General features: G+C 32.5%; 13 protein-coding genes. 4 read left to right on the top strand and 9 right to left on the bottom strand.

The window, feature by feature from the left end:
• Nucleotides 1–54: 54 nt before the first annotated feature.
• The 3 genes from AC3Y25_RS05880 to AC3Y25_RS05870 all read right to left on the bottom strand — a co-directional run bounded on the left by AC3Y25_RS05880 (nucleotide 55) and on the right by AC3Y25_RS05870 (nucleotide 4,022).
• The gene (locus AC3Y25_RS05880) at nucleotides 55–2,034 is read right to left on the bottom strand and encodes a KUP/HAK/KT family potassium transporter (RefSeq protein WP_095928937.1); all 1,980 of its coding nucleotides are present in this window, start codon (nucleotides 2,032–2,034) and stop codon (nucleotides 55–57) included.
• Between the two features lie 132 nt (nucleotides 2,035–2,166).
• Nucleotides 2,167–3,474: a hypothetical protein gene (locus AC3Y25_RS05875; protein ID WP_489902073.1), complete on the bottom strand. Its 1,308-nt coding sequence runs from the start codon at nucleotides 3,472–3,474 to the stop codon at nucleotides 2,167–2,169.
• A 107-nt stretch (nucleotides 3,475–3,581) separates the two neighbouring features.
• Complete coding sequence (locus AC3Y25_RS05870) at nucleotides 3,582–4,022, bottom strand: hypothetical protein (protein WP_489902072.1); 441 nt, start codon at nucleotides 4,020–4,022, stop codon at nucleotides 3,582–3,584.
• Nucleotides 4,023–4,141: 119 nt separating this feature from the next.
• On the opposite strand from AC3Y25_RS05870, the gene AC3Y25_RS05865 reads away from it, so the two are divergent.
• Entirely contained in the window at nucleotides 4,142–5,203 is a 1,062-nt protein-coding gene (locus tag AC3Y25_RS05865; protein ID WP_489902071.1) for a WD40/YVTN/BNR-like repeat-containing protein, read from the top strand.
• Nucleotides 5,204–5,274: 71 nt separating this feature from the next.
• Here AC3Y25_RS05865 and AC3Y25_RS05860 read toward each other — a convergent pair whose 3' ends face one another.
• The 4 genes from AC3Y25_RS05860 to AC3Y25_RS05845 form a co-directional block, all read right to left on the bottom strand.
• Nucleotides 5,275–5,733 (bottom strand): sensor of ECF-type sigma factor, encoded by a 459-nt coding sequence (locus tag AC3Y25_RS05860; RefSeq protein ID WP_489902070.1) that lies wholly within the window; start codon nucleotides 5,731–5,733, stop codon nucleotides 5,275–5,277.
• Between the two features lie 31 nt (nucleotides 5,734–5,764).
• A complete protein-coding gene (locus tag AC3Y25_RS05855) occupies nucleotides 5,765–6,184 on the bottom strand; it encodes a hypothetical protein (protein WP_489902069.1) in 420 nt (139 codons plus the stop codon).
• A gap of 33 nt (nucleotides 6,185–6,217) precedes the next feature.
• Nucleotides 6,218–6,760: an RNA polymerase sigma factor gene (locus AC3Y25_RS05850; protein WP_427874743.1), complete on the bottom strand. Its 543-nt coding sequence runs from the start codon at nucleotides 6,758–6,760 to the stop codon at nucleotides 6,218–6,220.
• Nucleotides 6,761–6,839: 79 nt separating this feature from the next.
• Nucleotides 6,840–8,027: an SRPBCC family protein gene (locus AC3Y25_RS05845; protein ID WP_489902068.1), complete on the bottom strand. Its 1,188-nt coding sequence runs from the start codon at nucleotides 8,025–8,027 to the stop codon at nucleotides 6,840–6,842.
• 419 nt (nucleotides 8,028–8,446) lie between these two features.
• Here AC3Y25_RS05845 and AC3Y25_RS05840 point away from each other — a divergent pair, with 419 nt between their 5' ends.
• Nucleotides 8,447–8,827 carry a pyrophosphohydrolase domain-containing protein gene (locus tag AC3Y25_RS05840; RefSeq protein ID WP_057116704.1) on the top strand — a complete coding sequence of 127 codons (381 nt, stop codon included), beginning with the start codon at nucleotides 8,447–8,449 and terminating at the stop codon, nucleotides 8,825–8,827.
• A gap of 181 nt (nucleotides 8,828–9,008) precedes the next feature.
• Here the strand turns inward: AC3Y25_RS05840 and AC3Y25_RS05835 are convergent, their stop codons facing one another.
• Nucleotides 9,009–10,079, bottom strand: coding sequence for a branched-chain amino acid aminotransferase (locus AC3Y25_RS05835; RefSeq protein ID WP_250836901.1), 1,071 nt, complete (start codon nucleotides 10,077–10,079; stop codon nucleotides 9,009–9,011).
• A 308-nt stretch (nucleotides 10,080–10,387) separates the two neighbouring features.
• Between AC3Y25_RS05835 and mnmC2 the strand changes: the two genes are divergently transcribed.
• Nucleotides 10,388–11,050, top strand: a complete 663-nt coding sequence (gene mnmC2 / locus AC3Y25_RS05830; protein WP_489902067.1) for a tRNA (5-methylaminomethyl-2-thiouridine)(34)-methyltransferase MnmC2 — start codon at nucleotides 10,388–10,390, stop codon at nucleotides 11,048–11,050.
• A 166-nt stretch (nucleotides 11,051–11,216) separates the two neighbouring features.
• Nucleotides 11,217–11,414 (top strand): hypothetical protein, encoded by a 198-nt coding sequence (locus AC3Y25_RS05825; RefSeq protein ID WP_095928926.1) that lies wholly within the window; start codon nucleotides 11,217–11,219, stop codon nucleotides 11,412–11,414.
• Nucleotides 11,415–11,444: 30 nt separating this feature from the next.
• On the opposite strand, the gene AC3Y25_RS05820 is transcribed toward AC3Y25_RS05825, so the two are convergent.
• Nucleotides 11,445–12,389, bottom strand: coding sequence for a LysR substrate-binding domain-containing protein (locus AC3Y25_RS05820; RefSeq protein ID WP_379796506.1), 945 nt, complete (start codon nucleotides 12,387–12,389; stop codon nucleotides 11,445–11,447).
• Between the last annotated feature and the right edge of the window lie 91 nt (nucleotides 12,390–12,480).

Here is a 12,480-nt window from a genome sequence, read left to right as displayed (position 1 = left end):
AAATGAAAAAAACACTCTAGTTTAGAGTGTTTTTTGAAATTATTGTTAAGCTTTTTATTCTTTTGAAATAATACGCGTTAATCCAATATTTTCTGGAGCATGAAGCACCATTGGGAATTTCTCTATCTTAACAGAGCTGCTGTCCAGACCGAAAGCTCTTTCTTCAGACAAACTCAGTTTTTTAATGAAGAAGTAAGAATTCATGATAATGTTTTCATGCCATCTTAAATCATTGTCGTTTGATAAGAATTTCTCAGACAATACAAATTTAAAGTCTCCAATAATATTGTTTTTGTTTAAAGATTCGTAACGGCTGGTAATATCTACTTCGCCACGTTTTACCATGTCTTTGATAACTTCTCTAAACATTAAATTGATCTTAGTAGGTTCTCTAAAACCTAAGTTGAAATCAATTCTGTAGATGTCATCTTTAGCAATTTCGGTTACTTTATATTGCGTTTTATAGGGTTCAGTCAAAATATTCACGTGAACAAACCAATAAATATCGGCTCTTTTTGGACGTTTTTGAAGAATAGAATAAATGATTTTTTCTTCTAGTTCATCCACACGATTCGCGTTCGTCATATAAACCAAATGCGTAGCATATTTCGGAATAGACAAATCTTGACTTAACTCTACCAAAACTTGTTTGTAATCATCGACCTTAACGACTTTTGTATAGTTTTTGTTGATTTTCTTAGCCAAATACCAGATTGTCATTACAGAAATCAGCATACTTGCAATGATTAAGGTTACATAACCACCTTCTGCAAATTTGGTAATATTAGCGAAAAGGAAACTGAATTCAATCAATAAGTAAATCGTAATCAACGGTACCATGAAGTACAGTTTTACACGTTTCATGATTAAGTAGTAATTCAATAATATGGTAGTCATGATCATGCACAAAATGATCGCAAGACCATAAGCATGTTCCATATTTCCTGATTTCTCAAAATGTAAAACGATTCCAACACAGCCAAAAAACAATAACCAGTTGATTGACGGAATATATAATTGTCCTTTTACCTCTGTAGGATATTTGATTTTTACTTTTGGCCAGAAGTTCAGACGCATTGCTTCGTTAATCAAAGTAAACGAGCCAGAGATAAGGGCCTGAGATGCAATTACAGCTGCAAGAGTTGCAACTACAATTCCGAATGGTAAAAACCAATGTGGCATAATCAAGTAAAACGGATTTCCGTTTTCACCTCCTAATTGCTGTAATGTGCTTCCTTCATGGTGAATCAAATAAGCTGCTTGTCCGAAATAGTTTAAAACTAAAGTCGTTTTTACAAACATCCAGCTGATTCTGATGTTTTTTCTTCCGCAGTGTCCCATGTCAGAATACAAAGCCTCGGCTCCAGTTGTACATAAGAATACGAAACCAAGAACAAAGAAACCATCAGGATGTATCGATAATAAATGATAAGCGTAGTAAGGATTAATCGCTTTAATTACCTCTGGATAATTCAGAACCTGAATGGTTCCTAACGTACCCAGCATAGCAAACCAGATCAGCATCATTGGGGCAAAGAATTTACCAACCAATTTAGTTCCGAACTGCTGAATGGTGAATAAAACGAATAAAATTGTAATTACGATATACACAATGGTTTGTGTTTCCATCGTCGGGTAGAACGCTCTAATTCCTTCTACAGCAGATGAAATCGAAATAGGCGGAGTTATAATTCCGTCAGCGAGCAGGGCGCTACCTCCAATAATGGCGGGTACTATGAGCCATTGAATTTTTGTTTTTTTGACTAATGCATATAGGGCAAAAATTCCTCCTTCACCGTGGTTGTCTGCACTTAAAGTAATAAGTACATATTTAATTGTAGTTTGTAATGTTAAGGTCCAGAACACACAAGAGATACCGCCTAGAACAATATCAGCATTTATCGTGTGATCGCCTAATATAGCCTTCATTACATACAATGGAGAGGTTCCAATATCTCCATAAATAATCCCTAAAGTAATTAATAAACCCCCAATAGACAACTTACTGTGTAAGTTTTTATGCGATGCGCTCATGTTAATTTTATAAAAAGACGGTTGCAAATTTACTGTTTTAAAACAAATTAGAGGCATTTAAAATTAAAAAGATAAAAAAAAGCACAATCGTAAAATTGTGCTTCTGTTTTTGAATATTATTTATTTGGAAAATTAACCTCGTCTTCCGTTTCCTCTAGAATTCGAGCCGCTTTCTCTTTGGCTTTGTCCGCCTCTAGATTCTTGGCTTACTCTAGAAGATTCCTGGCTCATTCTAGGAGATTCTGAACGCTGACTTTGTTGTGGTCTAGCTGAATAATCTCTATTTGAACTGCTAGATTGATTTTCTGAGTAACTTCTTGAACTTCTTTCAGCTCTTGGAGCAGATGCTTCACGGCTTGAGCTACCTCTTGATGCACTAGAAGAATTGTTGCTACCGTAATCTACTCTCTGAGAATTTTGTGCCCTCGGAGTGCTTTCAGCTCTTGGAGTATTATTCGTACTATTAGAATAATCACGAGTTGCGCTTCTTTGAGTATTTACATTTTCAGTGCTTCTGCCTGTAGAATTATAGCCTCTGTTGCTGTTTCCATTACCGTTATTGCTTCTGTCTACAGAAGGTCTATTTGTAGTGCTTCTGTTATCAGCATATGTTCTGTTAGAAACTCCATTGTTAGATGTTGTTCTGCCACTGTAATTTCTGTTTGTAGTGTACGTATTTCTGTTAGTTTCTCTACTTACAACACGTCTTTGATCTAATTCGTATCGGTTTGTTGTGTTAGCATGTCTTTCGGCAAAACTATAATTAGGACGCATTCTTTCGTAACCATAAGTACGTCTTGTTTCATAAATTGCAGGAGCTCTGTAGCTTCTTCTCACATTTACATAATTGTAGGTATTGTGTACATTGATACATACATTTACGTTGTTTCTGTATCTGTAAACAGGATAAGGTGTCCATGCAGTATAGTATGTTGGATAATAACCCCAGTACCAAGTTGAATAATAAGGTCTGTAATTGGTTACCCAAAACGAAGTGTAAATAACAGGAACTACACTATAAACGGGCTCATAAATATAATTTGCTCCGTATAAATAAGTGTTTCCTACAATCTGAACACTTACTTTGTTGTAATTGTCTCTCTCCACATCGATAGTTGCAATGTCTTGATAAACATCACGATCTAAAACGGCTTGAATAATAACAACGTGTGTTCTGTTCTCTACACTCTCAATAACGCGAAGGTAATCTACTTCGTTATCGCCATTAAGGTCTAAGTTTGATATTTGATATTTAGGATCATTTAAACGTCTTTCAAAATCTTGAAGGTTAGCTGATTCTCCAAACATCGAAGCAACAGCTCTTAAATCTAAGTTATCGCTTATATCTGAGTTTTTTGCATAAACAGTAGCTCCAGCTTGGGCTTGGCAAGAACTAATTCCTAATGCAAATAGGGCTAGTAAAAGTATTTTCGCTTTCATGATAAAATCATATTGAAGATTAATATTCTGAGATATCCAATTACTGTGCCATAAAATTTATTCAATATAATTATGGGTTTAGTTTGTTGATTATCAACATTTTTTTATTATCGTCTGTGGAGAAATACGTCCAAAACTGTAAATATAAATGGAACAATAATATCTTTTGGTCGAATTCCGGCATCGTTAGTGTATCCTGTATTTCTAGAATTCATTATAATATTAATGGTAGCCACATCTTCGAATATGTTGGGTTGTATTTCTGATTGAATGATGATGATTTTAATATTGTTTTGAATTTTTTCTGAAATTCTTAAATAGTCAACTTTTCCATCATGATTTAAATCTAAGTTTGAGATTCTTTCATCAGGATAATTTAGTCTTGTTTCAAAATCTGCCGCGTCTACAGATTGAGAAAATATTATCGAAACGGCATTTAGGTCTAAATTGTCTTCTACATAAGAGTTTTTAGCATAAACATTTACTTTTTGTGCATTAAGGGAATTTATTAATAGTATAAAAAAAGCTATAGATAATATGTTTTTCATATTTTACTTGTTAAAATTTATTAGTAAGAAAACAATTACTGTGCCAGAAAAGAATATAGAATGATTTTGATATTTTATAAATAATCGTATTTTAGCGTTAACCAAATTTTAAATTTCCTATGAGAAAACTTGCTTTATTTTGCGGTATCTTTATTTTATTGATGTCTTTTACAACATTTAATTTTAAAACTGAAATTGCATATAACGGTGGATTTACATCAATGACGATAGATACATTGTTTAAAGACAGAATAAGTATTAGAGCAATTCTTATTGATAAAAATAAAGTTTGGTACGGAGCAGATAATTCTCGTTTTGGTTATTATGATTTGGATAAAAAAGAAAAATTTGAAGAACATATTTATCGTGATACACTTAAATTAGAATTTAGAAGTATTGCACAAACTTCAAAAGATATTTTTTTGCTAAGTGTTGCAAATCCGGCACTTCTTTATTCAGTTTCAAAAAAAGACCGCAAAGTTAAATTGGTTTATAAAGAAATTAATCCGAAAGTATTTTACGATAGCATGCAGTTTTGGAACGATAAGGAAGGAATTGCAATTGGTGATCCAACAGAGGATACGTTCTCAATTATTGTTACTCGCGACGGCGGAGAAACTTGGACGAAACTGCTTTCGGATAAATTACCAACAAATAGCACTGGAGAAGCAGCTTTTGCAGCCAGTAATACCAATATTGTTATCAAAGGAAATGATACATGGTTAGTTTCGGGTGGAAAAAAGGCACGTGTTTTTTATTCTCCAGATAAAGCAAAAACATGGAAAGTTGTAGAAACCCCTATTGTACAAGGAAAGCAAATGACAGGAATTTTTACTGCCGATTTCTACGATTCTAAACAAGGTTTTATTGCAGGAGGAGATTATGATCTTCCTAATAATAAAGCCAATAATAAGGCTTTTACAAAAGATGGCGGGAAGACTTGGCAATTAATTGGTCAGAATATGGGATTTGGTTATGCGTCATGTATACAATATGTTCCAGGAGGCAATGGAAGAGAAATTGTTTGTGTAGGCTCAGAAGGAATACAATATTCTCAAAATGGAGGAGAAAACTGGATGCAGCTTTCTACAGATACCAAATTCTTCACCATTCGTTTTGTAAACAGAAATACTGCAATCGCAGCGGGACATAATAAGGTAGTTCGATTGAATTTTAAATAAAAAAATAAGAACCCTAAATAATAAAGTAAGTATTATTATATAGGGTTCTTATCGCTGTTGTTTCTTTAAGTCTAGTCTTTATTGCCTTTATCTCGATATTGCTGCAATAGTTTTCGATTAAAATCGTCTTCCGATTTTTTAAGTAAAAGTATCTTCTTTGCAGGAAGTACTTTTTTCAGACTGCTCATATATTTTTCACGAAGCTGATATATTTCTTTATCAGTACTTTCGATTTGAGATAATAATGTTGCCGCTTCTTTATCTGAAAGATTTTTAAGATTATCATCTTTTAGTTGTTTCAGATAAGTCTTCATTTTTAAATACTTTAATTCATATTGCTTATCGTCGTAAGCATTATAAATAGGCCAGAATTTTTCTGCTTCAGTGGAAGTTAATTCCAATTCGGTTGTTAAAAATGACACTTTAAAAGCTTTAATTTTTTCTCGCTTTTCATCAATTTTTCCGCTTTGGGCAAAAATTGAAAAACTTATCAGAAATAGCAGGAGTGGTAAAATGTTTTTTATTTTCATTGTTAAGCTAAGTTGTTGAGTTAAGTTTGATTTAATTTTGTTCTGAAATTAAGTGTTCTAAGTTCGGACTTGTAGCTAGAATATCTTCCAGTGTTTCGTCTTCTAAAGTGACATCGTTGCCTAATTTTTCTATATCACTGTCGTCTAAGGTTTGAATTAAATCGTATTGGCTGATATTGGAGTGATAAGATAAATAAGTTTCTAAAGTAGCTTCGTCAAGTTCGTTTGAGTTAGCTTTGTAATTATTTACGATCGGTATTAATAATGCAAAACCAATTACTGCTGCGGCCGCTAGCGAAATGGTTTTATTGCGTTTGTAAAAAGGAATTACTTTAACTTCTTTTTTGTCTAATTGCTGTAAAACCTTCTCTGAAAAATTATCAAAATAATTGTCCGGGGTTTTAAAACCAGATTTTATTTTGGGTTCGTTTTCTAATTTAAATGTTTTCATGATACTTATAAGATAGTTTTTGTTACAAAAGGTTTAATTTGATGTAACATATAATTCAATTTTTTTTACTGCGTGATGATAAGATGCTTTTAGAGCTCCAACAGATGTCCCTAAGATTTCTGCGATTTCTTCATACTTCAATTCCTCAAAATATTTCATTTTGAAAACTAATTGTTGTTTTTCTGGAAGAGTTACAATTGCTTTTTGAAGTTTGATTTGAATTTCATCTCCATCAAAATAAAGATCTGCTTTTAAATTATCGATCGTTTTATTCTGCAGATCTTCAGATGAAATTCCGCTTAATTTTGCTTTTTGCGATAAAAAAGTCAAAGCTTCATTGGTAGCAATGCGATACATCCAGGAAAAAAGTTTACTTTCTCCTTTAAAGTTTTTAAGATTTTGAAAGACTTTTACAAAAGTGTTCTGTAAAACATCGTCGGCATCATCATGATTCAAAACAATGTTTCGAATATGAGAATACAAAGGTCTCTGATAATCAGACAAGAGTTTTTGAAACGCAGTATTTTGCGTTTCGGGATTTAATAATTCTTTTATAAATTCTTTCTCGTCTATCAAACTTTTTGTTTTGTAAACTTTCTTTAATAGAAGTTAGACAGAATTTAATGTAAAAGGTTTAATGCGCCTTTGAAATTATTTAAAATTCTGAGTCTTCTTCTTGTACAGGTGTTTGCGCTGGAGCAGGAGTTGGTGCTGCTGGCTTGCGTTTTACAGGCTCTGTACGTGGTTGTTCTGTATGTGGCTCGCTTGTAGTTTCGCTAGTGCTTTCTGGAGTATAAGTCGGCTCAGCAGTAACAGGAACTACTTTTGGTTTTATTGGCAAATAAATTTCAGTCACCAATTTTGAAGAAGCTTTTACATCCAATTTACTCAACGTTAAGATTTCAAGATGAGACCAGCTTAAATCTGGAATAATTTTTTGGTTGTTAATGTAAGCCGTTGTTTTTGCAATTGCTTCGTTTCTATGAGAGTAATCTCCGTTAAGAGTTGTTTTTACAGCATCAAAACCATTTAATTTTCCTGCTAAAATATCACTTCCTGAACTAGTTGAAATTTCTTTATTAATAGGTAAACAGATTGAAATCTTTGCCAAACCTGTTTTAGTGTCGTAGGTATGATAAATAATGAATGGTTTTCCGCTTGCTGCTAAACCATTTGTTTCACTAAATTGAATAAGCTTCGGAATTACAATCCTAGCATTTTTATTTACTTTGGCAATTTCGCTAGTAAAAGTCTGTTTTATATAAGGCGTTTCTGTTTTCTTAACCACTCCGTCTACTGTAACGGCGTAAGTTTTGGTTTCGTAATCTAAATTTTTGTCAATATTAGCCAAACTTTTTTCGTAGATAGTTCCGATAACTCTGTCTGAACCTCCATGTAATGCGGTATAAATTTTAAACAGAAAGCTCATTGTTCCTTTTCCTTTCCAGGTAACTTTTGTTTTACCGTTCAAAGTATCTTTCAAAGTCCAATTTATATCGGCTTCTGTACCGTCAAATTGCATTTTTTGGTCAATGCTTTCGCCATCTTTTGTTTTAAGAATAATAGAATTTCCTTTTCCATCAGCACCATCCCAATAAAATGTTGCACCATTTCCGCTAGTTTTATTAGCGTATGTCATTTTTATAGAAGGATCTTCAACCGACCATGATTCAAAATCTTCGTAATTTCTAAAGTCATTTAGGTAGTTATAAACCGTTGTACGAGGAGAATTGATGACTTTACTTCTTTCTACAGAAAAATCTCCTTTTTGAGTAGCAACAAAAACAGTAAGAGCAACAAAGCTTAAAAGTGCAAAAAGAAATAAATACTTTAGAATTTTCATGGTAGGCTGTTTGGTTTCGGTAAAGTTATAAATTTATCATGAGTCTTACTAATAACCCATAATGATTAGGTTTTATTTTATGGCAACCAGAATAATTTATCGTTTCAAAAAGATTTTAATTACGAACAAAAGGACAATGAAAAGCAGAAAGGCAAGGAGTACTTTGTAATTTCCTTTATAAAAGACTTTGTGTAATTTTAAATCTTTTCGATAAGCAAATATCATAATGATTACAAAAACGATAAAAAAACATATTCCAAATTGTATTTGACCTTGACTAAACATAGTTATAAAAATTTTTGGCAAATTTAAAGATTTGTAAACGATTTGCTGCTAAATTGCCTTTTCATTTCATTCAATAAATTTTCAGATTTATAAGAAACTGACTTAAATTAGCAAAAAAAAAAGAAAACGACTATATGAAAAAACAACTTGACGCCGTAACCGAATTTCACACTGCTTTTAAAATTGGCCACAGCGCAACTCCAATTGCCGATGTAGGAGCAGAGAAAAAACTACTTCGTTATAATTTAATGAAGGAAGAAAATGAAGAGTATTACGAGGCGGTTCAAAATAATGATTTGGTTGAAATTGCAGATGCACTTGGAGATATGATGTATATTTTGTGCGGAACAATTATCGAGCACGGACTTCAAGATAAAATTGAAGCCGTTTTTGATGAAATCCAACGCAGTAATATGAGTAAATTGGGCGAAGATGGAAAACCCATTTATCGCGAAGACGGAAAAGTGATGAAAGGTCCTAATTATTTTAAACCTGATTTTTCTAAATTGTTGTAAAGAGAATCAAACGCAAAGAACGCTAAGTTTTTTTTCTGCGGTTCTGATAAGAACGCAAAGTTCGCAAAGTTTTACGTTATTTGAGTTTAGTCTTATCTCTAAGACAAAATTTAAAAATAAAGAAAAATGAAAAACCCGATAAAACTAAATTTATCGGGTTTCTTTTTTATATGGTTTTGGATTATTGAACCTTAACTGTCCATCCAAAAGTATCTTCAGAAAGTTTGTTTTGAAGACTTGTTAATTTTTCTTTTAAGAAAGAAGCATAAGAATTCTCGATTGGAGCCATTTCAAAATATTCATCTTTATAAGAGAATCCTTTGATAACGCTAATAACTGCAGCAGTTCCTGCTCCAAAGATTTCTTTTAGAGATCCGTTTTTAGCCGCTTCAACCAATTCTGAAACAATTACTGGACGAACGTCAACTTTTAGACCTTCTTTTTCAGCCATTGCAATCAAACTTTTTCTGGTAACACCATCTAAAATTCTTTCGCTTGTTGGAGCTGTCAATAAAGTATCGTTGATTCTGAAGAAAACGTTCATTGTTCCCGCTTCTTCTAATTTTGTGTGCGTTGCATCATCAGTCCAGATAACTTGTTGGAAACCGTCTTTGTTTGCCAAGTTAGTTGGGTAAAATTGAGCAGCATAGTTTCCGGCAGCTTTTGCAGCACCAATACCACCATTTGCAGCTCTACTGAAATGCTCGGCAATGATTACTTTTACTTCACCTCCATAATATGCTTTTGCAGGAGAAAGTAAAATCATAAATTTATATTCGTCAGAAGGATTTGCGATAACTCCAGGACCTGTAGCAATCATAAACGGACGAATGTACATACTAGCTCCGTTTCCTCTTTGAATCCAGTCTTTGTCTAATTTCAATAATTCATTTAAACCATCCATAAAAATAGCTTCCGGAACTTCTGGCATTGCCATTCTTACAGCCGATTTATTAAAACGGTTAAAGTTTTCATCTGGTCTAAACAACCAAACATCATTATTGTCATCTTTATAAGCTTTCATTCCTTCGAAAATTGCTTGTCCATAATGGAAGACTTTTGAAGATGGATCCATTAAAATTGGAGCATAAGGCTTAATGACAGGATTTTGCCACTGTCCGTTTTTAAAATCGCATTCGAATAAATGGTCTGTAAATACAGCACCAAAACTTAAGTTGTCAAAATCTACTTCATTGATTTTTGTAGAAGTAGCTTTAATGATTTCAATTTTGCTTGTTTGAGTTGTACTCATAGTTATGTAAGTTTTTTGTGAGATACTCTTCACTATCAGAAATCTAAAGTGACGATATCATTTAAAATGGAATTTATTGAATGCAAAATTACGTAAAAATATGTAAAATGCTTAGCGAAAATTCATTATTTGATGGTTTTGACTGAGATTTATTTATCCTATAATAAACTCAAATATTTAATTGATTTTTATAAAGATTTTATGAAAAAAGTATGGTTTTTTAAGGCTTTACGCATTAGTTTTGATTAAATTTGATTATTAAAATGGCTTGAAAACCAATAAAAAGCTATTGTAAAATTCTAAAAAAAGTGAAAAGAGAAATAATTAAAACGCTAGATGGCTCAACTACAATTCGTTTACCAGAATGGGATGAATGCTATCATTCTAAACATGGTGCCATTCAGGAAGCGAAGCACGTTTTTATTAAAAATGGTCTTTCGTTATTTGAAAATCCGATAAGCATATTAGAAATAGGTTTTGGGACTGGTTTGAATGCTTTTATAACTTTTTTAGAATCTGTTAGAAAGAAGCAGGCTATTGACTATGTCGGAGTAGAAGCATATCCAGTAGATGCAGACGAGATTTTGGAAATGAATTATGCGGAAGAATTAGAAGCGTCGGAATTTTATAACATTTTTGAAAAAATGCATAAATCGGAATGGGATGAAAAAATAGAAATTTGCGATCAGTTCTCCTTAACCAAAAGAAAACAATTTTTTCACGAAATAAACGATTTTGAAATTTTTGATTTGATTTATTTTGACGCCTTTGGTTACCGAGTGCAGCCAGAACTTTGGAGTACTGAAATTTTTCAGAAAATGTACAACAGTTTAAAACCAAACGGCGTTCTTGTAACTTACGCAGCCAGAGGAGTTGTTAAAAGAAGCATGATTGAAGTTGGATTTACTGTAGAAAAATTGGCAGGACCTCCAGGGAAAAGAGAAATGTTTAGAGCCTTTAAAAACGTTTAAATGAGTTATTTAGAATAATTCTACATTGATTTATATGTTTTAAGAAAACGTATTCGTTGCTAAAGTTTTTAAAAAAATAAGTTAAAAGTAGAAATTATGTTAGTTATTTGTTTAAATTTGGCTCGAGTTTAAAAAAATAGATAACCCCCGAAAATCTTATTTTATTATGTCAAAAATGATGTTTGATTACACGAAATCAATACTTGAAAGAGTTAGTTTCGATCCGATACTTTTCTGCAAAGAGTTAGAAAAAGCTATCAAAACACTGTTACCTTACGAAATGGAACAATTGCAAGAGTGGTTGCTTAATTTCGTTGTTGGAAAACCAGAATTAAAACAAAGTCTACAACTAATTAAAGTATAAAAGAAAGGAGCCAAATTGGCTCCTTTTTTATTACGCTTTCTTTTGTAATGGACTAATGATTTGAACATTCTGAAAAACTATTGCGCCTTTTACTACACCAGCAATTGTAGATCTTAATGCGTCAATGATTTGCATTTTTAATTCGCTCTTTGGGTAGATCAAACTTACCTCTCGAGCAGGTTTTGGCTCCTTAAAATTACGGAGCTTCAGTTTGTCGGATTCTTTTAAGTCTAGAGTGTGCAAGTACGGAAGTAACGTTGTACCAAGGCCTTCGTCTGCCAATTTAATTAAGGTTTCAAAACTACCGCTTTGAATCTGGAAATTGTTTTGGTCAGCGTCTGAGACATTTTTGCATAAATTTAAAATACCATCCCTAAAACAATGTCCGTCTTGCAATAAAAGAATTTCATTTAGGTTTAAGTCAGAAACTTCAATTTCTTCTTTCTGGAAACTTGCGTGATGCTCTGGAATGTAGGCTACAAATGGCTCAAAGTATAAAACAATTTCTTTGATTTTTTCATCTTCCAGCGGTGTTGCGGCAATAGCAGCATCTAAGTGTCCGTTTTTTAATTTTAGAATAATTTCCTCTGTGTTTAATTCTTCTATTAGGAGTTTTACTTTTGGATATTTCTTAATGAAATTATTCAAAAACATTGGCAAAAGCGTAGGCATAATTGTTGGAATAATACCTAAACGAAATTCTCCGCCAATAAAACCTTTCTGCTGTTCTACAATATCTTTTATACGATCAGCTTCGTTTACGATATTTTTAGCTTGATTTACAATTTTCTGTCCTATATCAGTCAGCTGAATTGGTTTTTTACTTCTATCGAAAATTAAAATATTAAGTTCTTCTTCGATTTTTTGTATTTGCATACTTAAAGTTGGCTGTGTTACGAAGCATTTTTCAGCAGCAAGAGTGAAATTTTTATGCTCAGCCACCGCTAACACATATTGCAATTGAGTTATAGTCATGTTGATAGTAATTTGTGATGCAAAAATAGGAAAATATAATTTTTATTTATGTTTATTTTAGTAAATTTGTAGTAAATTAGTGTAAAAAAAT

This window comes from Flavobacterium sp. LK-23, from assembly GCF_058135255.1.
This window is presented reverse-complemented; position numbering and strand designations above follow the sequence as displayed.